At 40.6% G+C, this 16395-nt stretch carries 16 protein-coding genes; 9 read left to right on the top strand and 7 right to left on the bottom strand.

Going from position 1 to position 16395, the window contains the following annotated elements; genetic code table 11:
* Nucleotides 1-4: 4 nt before the first annotated feature.
* From cobT to CDG61_RS09055, 3 genes are all read right to left on the bottom strand, one after another.
* Nucleotides 5-1069 (bottom strand): nicotinate-nucleotide--dimethylbenzimidazole phosphoribosyltransferase, encoded by a 1065-nt coding sequence (gene cobT / locus CDG61_RS09045; protein ID WP_087551454.1) that lies wholly within the window; start codon nt 1067-1069, stop codon nt 5-7.
* 90 nt (nt 1070-1159) lie between these two features.
* Nucleotides 1160-1687 carry a bifunctional adenosylcobinamide kinase/adenosylcobinamide-phosphate guanylyltransferase gene (gene cobU / locus CDG61_RS09050; protein ID WP_087551453.1) on the bottom strand — a complete coding sequence of 176 codons (528 nt, stop codon included), beginning with the start codon at nt 1685-1687 and terminating at the stop codon, nt 1160-1162.
* A gap of 48 nt (nt 1688-1735) precedes the next feature.
* Nucleotides 1736-2356, bottom strand: a complete 621-nt coding sequence (locus tag CDG61_RS09055; protein ID WP_087551486.1) for a 2'-5' RNA ligase family protein — start codon at nt 2354-2356, stop codon at nt 1736-1738.
* An 864-nt stretch (nt 2357-3220) separates the two neighbouring features.
* On the opposite strand from CDG61_RS09055, the gene aroQ reads away from it, so the two are divergent.
* The 3 genes from aroQ to accC are packed head-to-tail and all read left to right on the top strand — an operon-like array spanning nt 3221 to nt 5497.
* On the top strand, nt 3221-3676 hold the full coding sequence (gene aroQ / locus CDG61_RS09060) for a type II 3-dehydroquinate dehydratase (RefSeq protein ID WP_087514003.1): 456 nt from the start codon (nt 3221-3223) through the stop codon (nt 3674-3676).
* 16 nt (nt 3677-3692) lie between these two features.
* Nucleotides 3693-4109 carry an acetyl-CoA carboxylase biotin carboxyl carrier protein gene (locus tag CDG61_RS09065; RefSeq protein ID WP_087514002.1) on the top strand — a complete coding sequence of 139 codons (417 nt, stop codon included), beginning with the start codon at nt 3693-3695 and terminating at the stop codon, nt 4107-4109.
* A gap of 17 nt (nt 4110-4126) precedes the next feature.
* Nucleotides 4127-5497, top strand: a complete 1371-nt coding sequence (accC, locus tag CDG61_RS09070) for an acetyl-CoA carboxylase biotin carboxylase subunit (RefSeq protein WP_087551452.1) — start codon at nt 4127-4129, stop codon at nt 5495-5497.
* 72 nt (nt 5498-5569) lie between these two features.
* Here the strand turns inward: accC and CDG61_RS09075 are convergent, their stop codons facing one another.
* Nucleotides 5570-6043: a hypothetical protein gene (locus CDG61_RS09075; RefSeq protein WP_087514037.1), complete on the bottom strand. Its 474-nt coding sequence runs from the start codon at nt 6041-6043 to the stop codon at nt 5570-5572.
* Between the two features lie 345 nt (nt 6044-6388).
* On the opposite strand from CDG61_RS09075, the gene CDG61_RS09080 reads away from it, so the two are divergent.
* Complete coding sequence (locus tag CDG61_RS09080) at nt 6389-7741, top strand: GGDEF domain-containing protein (protein WP_087551451.1); 1353 nt, start codon at nt 6389-6391, stop codon at nt 7739-7741.
* Between the two features lie 44 nt (nt 7742-7785).
* On the top strand, nt 7786-9276 hold the full coding sequence (locus tag CDG61_RS09085; protein ID WP_087551450.1) for an amidase: 1491 nt from the start codon (nt 7786-7788) through the stop codon (nt 9274-9276).
* A 30-nt stretch (nt 9277-9306) separates the two neighbouring features.
* Here the strand turns inward: CDG61_RS09085 and CDG61_RS09090 are convergent, their stop codons facing one another.
* On the bottom strand, nt 9307-10464 hold the full coding sequence (locus CDG61_RS09090; protein WP_087551449.1) for an MFS transporter: 1158 nt from the start codon (nt 10462-10464) through the stop codon (nt 9307-9309).
* A 346-nt stretch (nt 10465-10810) separates the two neighbouring features.
* Here CDG61_RS09090 and CDG61_RS09095 point away from each other — a divergent pair, with 346 nt between their 5' ends.
* Nucleotides 10811-11449 (top strand): SOS response-associated peptidase, encoded by a 639-nt coding sequence (locus tag CDG61_RS09095; protein ID WP_087551448.1) that lies wholly within the window; start codon nt 10811-10813, stop codon nt 11447-11449.
* 34 nt (nt 11450-11483) lie between these two features.
* On the opposite strand, the gene CDG61_RS09100 is transcribed toward CDG61_RS09095, so the two are convergent.
* Nucleotides 11484-12530 (bottom strand): hypothetical protein, encoded by a 1047-nt coding sequence (locus tag CDG61_RS09100; RefSeq protein WP_087551447.1) that lies wholly within the window; start codon nt 12528-12530, stop codon nt 11484-11486.
* Between the two features lie 9 nt (nt 12531-12539).
* The gene (locus tag CDG61_RS09105) at nt 12540-13298 is read right to left on the bottom strand and encodes a cell envelope integrity protein TolA (RefSeq protein WP_087551446.1); all 759 of its coding nucleotides are present in this window, start codon (nt 13296-13298) and stop codon (nt 12540-12542) included.
* Nucleotides 13299-13603: 305 nt separating this feature from the next.
* Here CDG61_RS09105 and CDG61_RS09110 point away from each other — a divergent pair, with 305 nt between their 5' ends.
* The 3 genes from CDG61_RS09110 (at nt 13604) to CDG61_RS09120 (ending at nt 16345) form a co-directional block, all read left to right on the top strand.
* Nucleotides 13604-14236 (top strand): LexA family protein, encoded by a 633-nt coding sequence (locus CDG61_RS09110; RefSeq protein ID WP_087551445.1) that lies wholly within the window; start codon nt 13604-13606, stop codon nt 14234-14236.
* Nucleotides 14233-15528: a Y-family DNA polymerase gene (locus CDG61_RS09115; RefSeq protein ID WP_087551444.1), complete on the top strand. Its 1296-nt coding sequence runs from the start codon at nt 14233-14235 to the stop codon at nt 15526-15528. Before CDG61_RS09110 ends, CDG61_RS09115 begins: the two co-directional genes overlap by 4 nt.
* A 166-nt stretch (nt 15529-15694) precedes the next feature.
* Nucleotides 15695-16345: a hypothetical protein gene (locus CDG61_RS09120; protein WP_147387782.1), complete on the top strand. Its 651-nt coding sequence runs from the start codon at nt 15695-15697 to the stop codon at nt 16343-16345.
* Nucleotides 16346-16395 lie beyond the last annotated feature (50 nt).

Raw genomic sequence — 16395 nt, forward strand, 5'->3', positions numbered from 1 at the left:
AAACTTAAACCTTTTCACCTGTAACCGCTGCTTCTGCAAAGGTTGCCATGTTGTTGTGCAGACTGCATGCCAGTTTTATGACCCCCAATGCAGCACCTGCGCCACTGCCTTCACCCAAACGTAAGTTCAGCTGTAATAATGGACTGGCATTCAATTCTGACAGAATACGCTGATGACCGTACTCCGCTGACTTGTGTCCAAACAGCATCCACTGACGAACCTCGGGATTCAGACGAACTGCAATCAATGCTGAAACAGAGCTGATAAAGCCATCAACAATAACAGGCAGCCCCCGTTGTGCACAGCGGATATAAGCCCCTGTCATCGCAGCAATTTCAAGTCCACCTACAGCACATAAAGCTCTGAATGCATCATGCTCTGTACCATTTGCCACATAGTCCCTATGCAGTTGAACCGCCTGATCAATCACCTGTTTTTTATGCGCCAGCTGCTCTGCACGAATCCCTGTACCCACACCTGTCAGTTGCTCTGCCGGTTCATTCAGCAGATAACATGCCACTGCTGAAGCCGCACAGGTATTTCCAATACCCATTTCACCCGCAATATAAATATCAGCATTCTGTTCAATGGCTTTTTCAGCACTGTCATATCCGAGCTGCATAGCCTGCGCACACTGTTCCTCAGTCATCGCCTTTGTTTCAGCAAAGTTTGCAGTGCCAGGTGCAATACAGTGACGCTCTACACCTGCGTAGCTGTAAACATCACCCACTGAACCGCAGTCAATGACCTGTAAAGTTGCGTTGTATTCCTTTGCAATCACACTGATACACGCACCACCCGTTGCAAAGTTCTGAAGCATCTGACGGGTTACTGCCTGAGGATAGGCAGAAATATTTTCTTCCATCACACCATGATCACCTGCAAAGATACAGATCCACGGCGCATCCACACTGGGTTTCTGCACGTTTTGCAGACCTGCCAGCTGTACAGCAACATTTTCAAGCTCTGACAATGAACCCGTAGGTTTGGTGAGTTGTGACTGACGCTGTTCCGCCTGTGCTTTTGCATCCAGATTCGGCTGTTTCACGCTGTCTTGCCACCAGTTCATTGCATCTCTCCATTTCATTATTTACACGGGACAGATTCGATTGATCCGAATCTTAAATTAAAAATCTGTTAACACAGACCACCAGGCAGATCAGACGGATGGACTCTCATCTTTTAAAACCATAGGAAAACCTGCAACACAGAAAATGACTTTATCTGCAATCTTCCCCAGTTGCTGATGCAGGCGTCCCGACTCATCCACAAACTTTCGGCTAAGCTCACCCATAGGAATGACCCCCAGTCCAGTTTCATTACTGACCAGCACCACCTCGGATTTCAATTCTGGCAGAGTCTGAAGTAAGAGTTCGCACTGCTGATTCTGCAATGCATCATCTTCATGCATAAGCAAGTTACTCATCCATAAAGTCAGACAGTCAATCAGAATGAGTTGCCCAGCCTGATCAATGCGCATCAGGGAATCCGCCAGAAAAAGTGGTTCTTCAATCAACTGCCAGTGCTCAGGTCTATGCTCCTGATGATGCTGAATCCGATCCTGCATTTCCTGATCATAAGCCTGTGCGGTGGCAATATAAATGACTGGTAGCTGTGAACTCTGTGCTGTCTGCTCTGCCAGACGACTTTTTCCTGAACGGGCACCACCCAGTATCAATTGCAACATTGTGCATTTCCCTGAATCAATAATTCTGTATTTAAAAGTAGATGCATCTCAGATCAGTTCCATAAGCTGCTCTGGATAAAGCTGACCCTGTAAAATTTTAGCTTCATAGTGTCCAAAAGTCAGATGCCTGACATCTATGTCAAAACTGCGCTGTGCAAGCTGATCAATTTCTGAATATATGATCTGACCCTCAATGGCGTCTGAATACAGCCCTAAAGTAATGTGCGGACAGTAATCCAGAGCAGCTATTTCCTGGTATTGATCTGAAAACAGTGTTCTGATCTTGCTTAGGCTATTGTGTTCATCAATAATCTCTACAAACAGCGCACTGTTGAAGCTGCGGATCTGCCCTGTCTTCAATCGGAATGATCTGATTTCCTGCTGTAACAACAACTGCATCTGTTGCTGAAAATCTGACTGGCTGAAGTCATCATCAAAGGTTTTGTTCTGACTTAAGAAGCCACAGATAAACAGCGTAATATGAAACTGCCGGATGTTGGGTTGAACCAGAAATTCTGCACAGCTGTTTCTCAGTGCTGACAGATACTGCAACAGCTCAGGCTGCACTATTTCTATATACCATAAAGCATAATGCATCCGCCCTTTATGCCAATCAGGGTAATCATGCATCTGTGTTGGAGTGGTCAGTTGATTGGCTTGCAGGAACATGGTCTTCAACATGGTGGGCTGAATAGCCTATTTAAACATGACCTGAACAAAAGTGCTGAGCGAATACATGAACAAAACTCAGCTCTGAATGAAATTTATTCAATGATACAGGCATATCGTGTCTTATTTACCCACATAGTCATTCCTGATTTGGCTGTAACTGGACGAAATACTATCTGATATTGCCTCAGCAATCCCTGCTTTTGAAGAAAGCACTTAATCCATAAAGTTTTAAATACTGACTTTCATATTTTCTGCCAACAACAAATGTTTAAATTTCAATCATCTTTAAATTTTCAGGATCTTTTTTTGAAGTAAAAAGCCAGTCAGAAAGCATTGAGCATTTACATCTGTTCTGTACCCTCAGCCCCGATGGTCATCAAAATGCCCTATGCGCTGACCATATTGGGGCTTTGGCCTTTATCTTAAAAATCATGTTTTATCCTGCTTTTGCATGACAGGAACAATAAAACTTTCATATTTATCGTATATTCTCTATAAATATAATCTTTTAAGTCACTTATACAAGATTCAGAGTTTATAAATTTTTATGGCTGTTATACTGAGTTTTTCTCTGACTTGAGAATAATCTTCAGGCCAATACAGTTTTCTTTACATAAATTCAATGAACAGTTTTGGTCAATTCATATTAAAATGTAAAAAAAAGTAAAGCTCCTTAAATTTGTAATTTTTTAACATTGTTATTTAGTTGCAAAATTTACATTATATATGCCTGTTCTGACACATGTATTCCGCGACAAATTAAAGAAACTATAAAAAAATTGCAGAAAAATGTGCCATAATTGGTAAACTTTGCAGACATCTTGCAAAGTTTCCTGCAAATTATAAATTGGAGTTAGCTGAATGAGTTCGACCATTCTGGTCATTCATGGACCGAATCTGAATTTACTGGGTATGCGCGAACCAGAAGTATATGGACATCTGACTCTCGATGACATCAATCAGCAACTGAAACTACAGGCACAGCATTCTTCCATTACACTCGAAACATTCCAGAGCAACTGGGAAGGCGCTGTTGTAGACCGAATTCATCAGGCACAGAAAGAAGGTGTGAAGTACATCATCATCAACCCTGCTGCTCTGACTCACACATCTGTCGCAGTCCGTGATGCTCTATTGGGCGTTGCCATACCATTTATTGAAGTCCATCTGTCCAACGTGCATGCACGTGAAGCATTCCGACATCATTCATATCTTTCAGATAAAGCCACTGGCGTTATATGTGGATTGGGTGCAAAAGGCTATTCAGCTGCACTCGATTTCGTCATCGAAAAAATTCAACCTTCCAAGCAATCATAATCAGGAATACTGTCTCATGGATATTCGTAAAATCAAGAAGCTCATCGATTTGATGATTGAATCTGACTTACAGGCGATCGAAGTTAAGGAAGGTGATCAGTCGATTGCTCTTACCCGTCGCAGTCCTATGGTTGCCGGTACTGTACCTGCTATGGCCGCTCCAGTTGCTGAAGCTCCTGTAGCTAAAACGCCACGTGGTGCAGTCGAAACTTCTCCAATGGTTGGTGTGTTCTATGCAGCTCCAAGCCCAGGTGAACCTACATTCATTAAAGTAGGTCAGACTGTTTCTGCTGGTGAAACACTCGGCATCATCGAAGCAATGAAAATCATGAACCCGATTGAGGCAACTCAAAGCGGTGTCATTGAAGAAATCCTGGTTAAAAATGGTGAAGTGATTCAGTTTGGTCAAGCACTGTTCCGCTATCGCGCCTAAGTCCACGGGGATCCACAATGTTGCAAAAAGTTTTAATTGCCAACCGCGGTGAAATTGCTTTACGTATCACCCGTGCGTGCAAAACTTTAGGAATCAAAACTGTAGGCATCTATTCAGATGCCGACAAAGACCTGATGCATTTACGTTTCTGTGATGAAGCCGTGTGTATTGGACCAGGTGCCAGCAGCGAAAGCTATCTGAATATTCCTGCCATTATTACTGCCGCAGAAATTACAGGTGCTGATGCCATTCACCCTGGTTATGGTTTTCTTTCAGAAAATGCTGAATTTGCTGAAATTGTAGAAAGTTCCGGTTTTATCTTTATTGGACCTCGTCCTGAACATATCCGCCTGATGGGGAACAAAGTTTCTGCAATCATGGCGATGCGTAAAGCTGGTGTTCCAACGGTTCCGGGTTCTGCTCATGCTGTCACACCAAACAATGCACTGGCTGAAGCAAAAGAAATCGGCTTTCCGCTGATTGTGAAAGCGGCGGCTGGTGGTGGTGGTCGTGGTATGCGTATTGTAGAGCGTGTTGATACACTGCTCGAATCCGTACAGGCTGCACAGCGTGATGCTGAAATGTGGTTCGGTGATGATACCGTCTATATGGAACGCTTCCTTCAGAAGCCACGCCATGTAGAAGTTCAGGTACTGGGCGATGGTAATGGTCATGCCATTCATTTATTCGACCGTGACTGTTCTCTTCAGCGCCGCCATCAGAAAGTCCTCGAAGAAGCACCTGCTCCAGGTTTACCTGAACAGGCACGTGCAGATATTCTTGAAGCCTGTGTGAATGCCTGCAAACTGATGCAGTACCGTGGTGCTGGAACATTTGAGTTCCTGTTTGAAGAAGGCGAGTTCTTCTTCATTGAAATGAATACCCGTGTTCAGGTTGAACATCCTGTCACTGAAATGGTTACCGGTATCGACATCATTGAACAGCAGCTCCTGATTGCAGCCGGTCTTGGTCTGAACCTTGTTCAGGAAGACATTGAGTGCAAAGGTCATGCTATGGAATGCCGTATCAATGCTGAAGATCCGACAACCTTTCTGCCTTCACCAGGTCTGATTGAACATTTCTATACACCAGGTGGTGCAGGTATCCGTCTTGATTCCCATATCTATCAGGGTTACAGCATTCCTCCATATTACGACTCCATGATTGCAAAACTGATTGCACATGGTAAAGATCGTGAAACCTGTATTGCTCGTTTAAAACAGGCACTGGACGAAATTATCCTGACCGGTATCAAAACCAATATTCCTTTGCATAAAGATCTGATTCTGAAAGATGAGAAGTTCTGTTCCCAGGCAATGGATATTCACTATCTGGAAAAGCATCTGTTAAAGCAGCTTGAAGGACACGAAGCTAAAGAATCATCCTAAAGTTCATACTCATAAAAAAACCGCTTACTGAAGCGGTTTTTTTATTCTGAGCAGATAAATCATATTTTTTATTTACGGCAAAATTCTGTATAGCGTCGCAAAACATTGTTCGGCTTTATCATTGGTACAGAAATCAATCACCTGAGGGTTTTTCCATTTCACAAAATACTGTGAAATTTCACCACTCTGATCCTGTTGATATCCTGAGCAGTCTTTCTCATTATTGTCATATTTCACCTGTAGCACCAATGCAGGCAGTTTTGTAGTGGTATCTACAGAAGGCTGATAATCATAAATACCCGATGACCATTCTTCACCGCTTTTGATAATGACATCATTACTGCTTCTGAAATTATAATATTCCACACATTTATTATTCGAAGGAATCTGCATACCCCAAAGCCCGACAATCTCAGGTCGGGTGACAATTCTGATATTCCCCTGTGCTGCTGTCGCTTCAGTCTGCTCACCCGTTGTGCGGGGATCATTTGCTATAGCACCTGTACTTAACAGCATAACCAGAACCGTGAAACATATTTTTTTCATATATTCATTCAACAACATAATTGCTCTGCTTAAACTAACACATATTTCAAAAAAAAATCATGCAATAACGATTTCACAACACTCTAATTTTACAGGAAATCTTAAAATATACTGATGTACTGTTTCAGAATAAAGGTCATAAATTCTTGACGAAATGCATTGTGTGATGGACTTAACAAATTTATCATATATTGAATAATATGGTACTTGTCTTATCTATAATTAAAACAAACCAGAACCATAATTCTGCCATAGGGAATTCTTTTGTCAGACATACACAAGTATTTTAAAACATTTCATCTGAACCGGCAGTTCTACGCATATACAATCCTCTGCCTGGTCGTGATGCTCACCTGTCTGATGGGTATTCTATCCAGACCTGCAAATCTGCTTGCTTTTTTCTGGCCTGCAAATGCAGTACTGCTGGGTATCTTTCTTCGTCTGCCTCAACTGAACAATACCGGTGGCTGGCTTGGAGCATTTTCAGGATACATCCTGGCTGACCTGATCACTGGAAACTCTCTGGTTTTAACCCTCTTTCTAACGGTTTCAAACATCATCACGGTTTCGGTTTCTCTGTTTTTTATTTATCTGACCAGACTGAATTACCGTAATTATAATAAAGGGTTCACCTTTTTATATCTCTTTTCAATCTGCGCACTTGCAGGCTGTTTCGCGAGTGCCCTGTTTGCCGTGAACACTATTCCATACGCACCGAATACATTTATGTCACCGGACAGAAAATGGATAGATTTTGGCATGTGGTGGACAGGTGAAATCATCAACTGCATCACCATTCTCCCTTTAATTCTCGCTTTTCCTGCACGCGCCGAATTTCATCATTTTTTTACCAAAGATCTGCCAAAAATTTCTTTTGTTCATTTATTGCCTTTATTTGCGATCATTATTTCTGTGATCTTCACACATATATTTTTTGGTCCAGGTGCTTTGCTCTATCCTTTGGCTGCAATGATCTGGGCAGCATTAACCTATCGCCTGTTCAGCCTGACTATTGTGAACAGTATTGTCTGCCTGGTGACTTACCACAGTCTGACCAGCTTTTATTTATCTGAATCTTCGGATGCCTATTTCAGTACCGCCATTTCTGTCCGTATCGGTCTGTGCATGCTGGGGCTGGCTCCACTGGTGCTGGCAATCATCAGTTCCAACCGTCAGGAGCTTTATCAGCGGGTCTTATATATGGCAAATCATGACAGCCTGACCAAAGCCATGAACAGACATTCTTTTTTTGAACAAGGCGAAAAACTGATTAAAAACAGCAAATCACAACCTTTGACTGCAATTATGATGGACATTGACCATTTTAAAAAAATGAATGATCAGTATGGGCATCATACTGGCGACCTTGTTCTACAGAACTTTGCAGATCAGGTCAGAACCTGCCTGCGTTCTGAAGATCTTTTTGCCCGGATAGGTGGTGAAGAATTCATTATTCTGCTCTCCTGTACAGAAGAATATCAGGCACATCAGATTGCAGAGCGGATACGTCAGGTCATTGAGTCCACACCCGTTCATCAGCAGGGGAAACCCGACATCTACATCACAGTCAGTATTGGCGTTGCAAAACAGAATCCTGATGATCCGGTACTGCAACATCTGGTCAATACAGCAGATCAGGCACTTTATCAGGCTAAATCACAAGGTCGAAACCAGGTAATGATTGCTTCATTTCATTGAATCGCCTATAAATATTTTATCTATAAAATAAAATCAGGATGATGATGAAACTAAGCGAATATCTTTCATATGATGGACTGGGATTGGCTCAACTGATTGCCAGGAAAGAAGTTACATCCTCTGAACTGTTACAGCTTGCCTTGCAGAGAGCCAGTCAGGTTAACCCTACGTTGAACGCAATTACCATTCCAATGCACGAATATGCTCAGAACCGGAGTCAGCAGGAGCTTTCTGGAGCATTTGCAGGTGTCCCTTTTCTGGTGAAAGATCTCTTTCAGGAGTTTGCAGGTGTACCCTCCACATTTGGATGCAGTTTTTTTAAAAATATCAATTTCCATGCTGAACAGTATTCTGAAATCGTAAAACGCTGGGAAAATGCCGGTGTGGTCACACTGGGACGAACCAATACACCAGAGTTTGGAATTAAAGGCATCACTGAACCTGAAGCCTGGGGCAGCTGTAAAAACCCATGGAATATTAAACATAACAGTGGAGGTTCTTCGGGAGGCTCAGCTTCTGCTGTTGCAGCTGGCATCGTTCCTGTTGCAGGTGCAGGAGATGGTGGTGGGTCAATCCGCATACCGGCATCCTACTGTGGTCTGTTCGGTTTAAAGCCAAGCCGCGGCAGAACGCCGTGGGGACCGTCCATGAGTGAAGCCATGCATGGAGCTGCTGTACAGCATGTGCTGAGCAGAACTGTCCGTGACAGCGCTGCTATGCTTGATGCTGCACAAGGCCCTGAAAATGCATCATTATTTAAAATTGAAAAACCTGTAATACCTTATCTTGATATTCTGGATAAGCCTCTAAAGCCACTGAAAATTGCGTTCAGTACAGTTTCTCCAATCGGAACTAAAGTATCAGCTGATGCCATCGCCGCAATACAGCATACTGCCCGCCTGCTTGAGTCACTGGGACATACAGTGGTTGAAGATCAGCCCAAAATGGACGGCATGCAGTTGGCTAAGGATTTTATTACGACCTGGTTCAGTCATTTTTCTTTCACCATGCGTGAAATCATACAGAAACATGGTGCAAAACCCTCTGACTTTGAGCTTGATTCACAGGCACTCGCTGCATTTGGTGCTAAAACCAGCGCGCTCGACTACATTCACAACCTCGAAAACTGGGGTAAATATACAGCTCAGATGAATGATTTTTTTCAGAGCTACGACCTTTTCCTTACACCATCCACTGCAACCACAGCTCCAGAAAATGGTCAGATTCAGACACCAGGATGGCAAAAAACCATACTCAAAGGTCTGCTTAGACTGGACAAGGCTCACTTACTGGCTCAGGGTAAAATGGTGGATCAGATCGTTACTGAAAACCTGAAGTGGGTACCTTTCACTCAACTGGCAAACATAACCGGCTTACCCGCAATGTCAGTCCCTTTATACTGGGATAAAGCAAATATGCCTTTAGGCTCACAGTTTATCGCACCGTTTGCCCGTGAAGATGTCCTGTTACAGTTGGCATCTCAGCTTGAACGGGTTCAACCGTGGTTTTACCGCTATAAAGAAATAAAACTCTGAAAATGTAAGGTTACAAGACTGGTGACTGAATTAACCAGTCTGTAACTTTGATGGTAGCCAATAAACAAACAGTAAACCTATAAATGCCGTACAACCCGCGATCATAAAGATCACATCACCGGACAGTGTGCTCCAGTATTTACCTGCAAGCACACTGCCACTTGCAACACCCAGCCCCCACATCGTACTGTACAGCGCCTGACCACGTCCCTGCTGACCCACTGTAAAATTCTGAAAAATCACCCGCATTGCAATCATATGAAATAAACCAAAACTGAATGCATGCATACTCTGAGAGATCAACTGAGCAATAAAATTATCTGGATAAAGACCTGCCAGAATAAAACGGAATGCCGTCATCAACAGGCAGATAACAGTCAACATTCTCCAGCTGTATTTATTTAAAAATAAAGTCGCATAAGCAAACATAATAATTTCAGCAATCACACCAACAGACCAGAGAAAACCGATCTGAGTTGTACTGAAACCATTCATTTTCAGATAATTGCTGTAAAAACTGTAAAATGGAGCCTGAGCGAACAGCATAATAAATTCAATCAGGAAAAAAGCTGCAACCACAGGTCTTTTTAAAACAGGCCATAAGGGTTCAAGCCTTTTCTGGGATAATGGTGCAGCATGAGGCTCTTTGACTGTAAATGACCACAGAAAAGCCGTAAAAGCGATGCACAACAGCATAACTGGCAGCATTGTAATATCAATAATTTCAAGCAGTGCGCCTATACTAAAAACACCAACAATAAAACCTATTGATCCCCACTTACGGACTTTTCCATATAATTCAGCTCTACGATCCGCTAACCAGAATAAAGCCACACCTTCAAACTGAGCCAGAATCGCATTCTGGAAAAAGCTGAAAATCAGCATGAGTAATGCAATAGACTGAAAATCATTGGGAATAATAAAAATCATCAACCATATTATTGCTTCCATCCATGTGGCAATCCGGACAAGTAACATCCGTTTACCTGTTTTATCAGCCACCCATCCCCAGATAAAAGGAGCAAAAAACCGTGTAATAATGGCAATTGATGAAAGAATACCAATCTGTTCAAAATTAAAACCTTGATGTTGCAGGTATAAACTCCAATACGGCATGAACGTGCCAACGATGGAATAATAAAAAAAGTAGAAGCCACTTAATCTGTACTGTATTGGAAAAGATTGCATATAGTTGCATACTCTTGCATTTTCAAAGAGTTATAAATTTAAAAGGTTGCATATAATTGCATACTTTTGGCATCAATTGCATTTCATCAGTCTACAAAAAAGTCTACAAAAACAATTTTAAGCATTTTCTGAGTTTTTTGTAGACTGATCATAATATGGATTAATAAATAATTGAATTACATTACTTTTTTATAAATTTCAAAATTTCTATATTTTACAAAATATAATGCTACAAATTATTACACGACCATGAGAATCGTAGTCTTTAATAGACTCCATGATTAAAAAACCGGTTATTTTAGATATCATCTATTGTAATTATTGGCAGTTTTGAGGATTTGCATTTATGTGCTCAAACTATAAATTTCCAGCAAAAGGTCAGCTCAGACTTTTAGATGTGAATGTTGATCAGTTTGATATTGAGCTGAAAGATCATGTGTACCCTGCTTACCATGCCCCAATAATCATGCGTGGTTTTGAGCTTGATGTTGCAAAATTTGGAATGCTGCCAAGTTGGGCAAAAGACTTTAAGTTCAGCAATCACACATACAATGCGCGAACTGAAACCATCGCAGAAAAGCCAAGCTTCAGGCATGCATGGAAATTCAGTAAGTTCTGTCTTGTGCCTGTGATTGAATTCTACGAACCCAAATACATAAACGGCACGCCACACTGGTACACGATCAGACGCGACGATTGTCAGCCTTTCACAGTGGCAGGCATCTACGAAGATGCAGTTATACGTGATTCAAAAGTAAGATCTTTTTCTATGCTGACGATCAATGCAGATCAGCATCCGTTCATGAAGCAGTTTCATGCACCTGCGGATGAAAAACGTTCAATAATTGTGATACCTGAGCAGTACAGAAATGATTGGTTGAACGCAGACCATGATCACGCGCATGAATATTTTTTTGAAATACAGAATGAATACGTGACCTATCCAAGAGAAAGCCCTGTAAATTTACAGGGCTCATTATTGTAATTTCAGGAAGTATCCTGGTTTTTGTAAGCTTGGTTTATCGCATAGAACAGTTAGCTTTCAAGAAGTTAACTACATATCTTAATCTCGCAGAGACTTCAGCGTTATATGCACCTATAGCAATGTCATAACTTTCATAATTATAAAGTTTTCCTCCTTTTGGACCAGCATTGCGTATCAAAGACTGAACATTCCATCCGTATTTCCATTCAATTGGCCATGCATAATCATCAGGATACTTTCCTGTGAATGTGAAACCATTATTGATGTATTTGCTCGAATATATATTTTCAACTCTAGACCAATCTATTGGTTGGGACCAGGTGTAGCGTACATATCGCTTTCTTTCATCGCCCGCCCAATTAATACTAGTGTGAATTGCTCCGACAGTGTCATCATTGAGGGTTCTAAGCTTACTTTTGCAGAATCCAATTGTTTCAAAAACCATTGATTCGCTCTCACCATTCCAGTCATTCCGGTCAAGTATCCTCGGAGGATAAGGATAATTGATTTTCACTTTAACCTCTAAATTAGTTAAAAAATCCTGTGCATTTTCAATTGTTTCAAAGGAGCTTCCATATTCAAATGGATGACGGTTTTTATATAAGTTCAATTTTTCGGTAGAAACACTGACACTATTACCTTCCTTAACCAATTTTGCTGCCAACTGATCTCTTAAGTTTAATTGAGCTCTTGAGTAATCCTGTAAAAACTCATGGTAAGTTTGATTTCCAGTCAGTACTACTGGGATAGTTTTACCATCTACGCCCACACAGTAAGTTTGCTTTTCTTCTTCATAACAGTGTACATCTCCATAAATTGGATGCTTTTTTGAAACAATTAACCCATCCCAGTTAATCTTCTTTCCAAAAAAACGAACAAACAGCACTCTGTTTTTTTCATCAAGTGCAGATAGCACCAATGATGAGCCAGACACACCATACTCCAGCCTGGGATCTCCCTGGACCACAACACGATTAAATGAGTCCTTGTAAACCTCTTTCCAGATTGATTGTGCTTGCGTATTTGTAACAGCCATCGCAACAAAACCAAGTGTCAAAATTTTAAATAATTCAGTAATCATAACTCCCCCTTATTGCCTTGTAGCCGAAGAACAAGGGACTTCCTTTTTAGTTGGAGGACAAGTAACTGTGGCAGTACAGTTTGCAATTTGCATTCCAAATAAATTCACAGGATTTGGACAATCCAACGAACCCAGGCTTCCACCATTGCCATTACACAGGTCGCCTTTATTAACTTTGCTATAAGCGTCCTTTGATGCCTGTATCGTTCTATACAAAGAGAAGTTCATTTGCCCGGTAGATTGCTTTGTTTCAATGATGCATTTCTGCGGCTTTGGCGGCAAAGCTTTTTCTGCTGCAACTTTTGACTGTGCAAATTCCAGTGCATCACGATTATTTAACTTGTATTTACTTTCAGCCTTTTTTGCTTCAGCGGCTATCTTCGCCTTTTCAACACGTTCCTTTTCTAATCGAGCTTTCTCTGCAGCTTCAGCCTTTTGTTTGGCAATTTGTGCTTCACGCTCTCTTTGTCTTTTTTCAGCGTCAAGTTTTTTCTTTAATTCATTGGCTTGTTGCTGTTCCTTAGCATCCTGGGCGGTACAGTAACCCATTGCCACACACTGTGTATGACTGACACAGTATTTCTCATTATATTCATATGGAGTCAGGCCGCCAGTGCCTCTTACCCCTATTTTAGCCCCTATATCAATTGCCAGTTGACCATTTTTATCATATCCACCCCAACAAGGGGACCAAATAATAACACCATTGCCATAAGCTGTATTAAAGCCAAAGGTAATTATTAAAAATATATATTTCAGTAATTTCATATTTCACCCAAGGTTTTAACCTTTAAAATTATTATGAAAAATCCTCATCTTATAGTAGATGAAAGGAGTTGTTTAAATTCTATAGCTATATTTAAAAAGTAGAATACATCTCAATTTAATCATTAATATGAATGCATTTGAAGCGAAAAAATCGCAGGCATATTCAATCCAGATGCCATACGTCAATTTTTCACCACTTGCTCAACTTAATTCTTTCTGCATTGATTATCCACAACTTATAAATTTGAATTTATTTTGAGCAGATTTTACAATCTTGAATAATGTAACTTAATTCAAGATAGTACATGAACAATCAAAAGCATGGTGGTTCCCGACCTGGTGCGGGTCGGAAGAAAAGCTCGGAGGAAGCAACAAAAGTTGTTCGCATACCTGAGTCTCGCGTTATTGAAATCAAGGAATATTTGAAGAATAACCCGAAAATAAAGGAATCAGATCTCAATAAGATCATTCCTATTGGCATCCGCACAAAGCTCTCTATTCCTGTAGCTTTGTCAAAGATTGCAGCAGGGTTTCCCTCGCCTGCCCAAGATTACATTGATAAATCAATCGATATGAATGAGCATCTGATTCACAACGCTGATGCAACATTCATTGTGGAAGTTGAGTCGCTCTCAATGAAAGATGCAGGGATAGGAATTGGCGATGAGTTGATTGTAGATCGCTCATACACGGCGTCACACGGAGATATCATCGTTGCATACATTGACAACGAGTTCACTGTGAAGCGATTGATGATCACGATGAAGATGCAGCGTTCAGAATTTGAAGAACTTAAACTTCTTGACCCCGATGTTGTTTTCAGTGATCTGCCAGAATCATGGCTCAAGCCAGAGAACACAGACTATAAGCCGATATACCCTCAAACCGAATTACTCATTTGGGGAGTGGTGACGAAAGTCATCAAAAACATCAAATGAAGCACAATGAAAAAGTCTTTGCATTGATTGATATCAATAACTGCTATGTCAGCTGTGAGCGTTTCTTCAATCCGAGTCTAAATAATGTGCCAGTTATCGTGCTCTCTAATAATGACGGCTGCGCTGTCGCCCGTAGTAACGAGTCGAAGAGTATCGGAATTAAGATGGGTGTACCACTCTTTCAAATTCAAGATATTGTTAAACAGCATCATGTTGAAGTTCTGTCGAGTAATTACGCTCTATATGCTGAAATGTCACGTCGGTTTCATTCGATACTCGCGACATATGTAGCACCGCATGAGCAAGAAATATATAGCATTGATGAGTGTTTTTTAGATCTGACGAGCTTCAAGAACAATTACGATCTGACAGAGTATTGCCAAAAGATGAGACAACAGATTCAGAAATGGATAGGCCTTCCAGTGTCTATTGGAATTGGTCGGTCGAAAACTGAAGCAAAGATCGGCAATCACATGGCCAAAAAAGGAAAACGATTTAACGCTGTCTGCGATCTGGTGAATATGGATCCTAAACATCGTGAATATTTTTGGTCAATAGTCGATGTAGGCGAGGTCTGGGGAGTTGGGCGAAAACAGAATAAGAAATTAAATGAAATGGGAATAAAGACAGTCTTGGATCTATCTAACTCGAATCCCGCAGTCATAGGAAAATTATTCACAGTCTGTATGCAGCGCACGGTTATGGAACTTAATGGCATTTCGTGTATGCCCATTGATGATCAGCCGCAGCCAAAGAAACAAATCATTGCGAGCAGATCATTTGGTGAAAGAATCACTGAGCTAGAGGACTTAAAAGAAGCGATGTCAAAGTATGTACAGGATGCCTTGAGTCGTATGCGCTCTGAGAAACTACTATGCGGAACTATTGTGGCTTTTGTTCAATCAAGTCCTTTTGATCCGACTGCTCCGTACTACAGTAAGTCCAAAGCATATCAACTCTCTGAACCCACAGATTACGTCTTAGACCTTGTTGATATGGCTTATTCACTGCTGCAGAAAATCTATAAACCAGGTGTGAAGTACAAGAAATGTGGAGTGTTTTTTACTGATCTGATTGAGGAAAGCAAATACATACCGGACCTACTATCAGACTATGAGTTACGTTCCCGAAATAATAAATTGATGCAGACTTTTGAGTCCATACAGGAAAAATTTGGCAAGACAAAAATTGCAGTAGGACCCTGCTATTTCAATAATAGAAAGTGGTCTATGAATCGCGATATGTTGTCTAAGAATTATTTTACAAAGACTGGGATGATAAGAGTTAAGTAGCTATATAATAGTGCTATCTTTTTGAATTTTTTACACTAAAATGGAACTGAATCAGGCTAATCAAACATTTCTATTATTCTACTTTGTGTTTCTCATAAGTTTAATAGGGTTAGCTTTTTTTATTAAGAATAATAAAAAAAGTACTAAAATCTCTTTGGTAAATGCGGTGCAAACCTCAGTATTATTAATGGGAATTTTTACATTGTTGGTATTTGGTGCATCATATTATTTTGTTCTTTCTGATTCAACGCCAACAGAACAACCATTGAAAGATACTTTATCAATAACTGCCAGTTTTTTTGGTGGATTCACCACATTGACTGCCGCATATATTGCTTCAAGGTTGTTTAATGATTGGAAAGATCAACAAAGACATCAAAATTCGTTGGAATTTGCTAAAATAGTTTTGGATTCATACAAGGTTTTTGATAGAAGCTATGATGATCTAATTGACATTTTACTTTGTAAATTGGAATTCTTAAAAGAGGAAATAGAAATAGATTCTTCTGAATTCGATGAATTATTAGACAAAGGGTACAAAGTTGTTAATTTATTTTATTATTTCCACGATGACTTGCTTAACTTCTATTATGTCAGTAATAGCAAATACCAAATTTCCCAAATGCTTAGCGAATGGGAGGATAATATACATCTTTTCTTTGAAACATTAAATAATTTATCAGATACTGAAACAGGGAATCAAGAAAAGTTAATAATCACTGAAGAGCTAACTTCGGAGCCCTTTACTACTCTTTCGGCAGATTTTAATGAAAAACTTGTAAATATTGTATTAAAGCCACTTAGGTTAGAAAATTAGTAGTTAGCTTAAGGTTAAGCCCTCAATTGAGGGCTTTTACTATTGTACTA

Source organism: Acinetobacter sp. WCHAc010052, from assembly GCF_002165295.2.
Lineage (GTDB): Bacteria > Pseudomonadota > Gammaproteobacteria > Pseudomonadales > Moraxellaceae > Acinetobacter > Acinetobacter chinensis.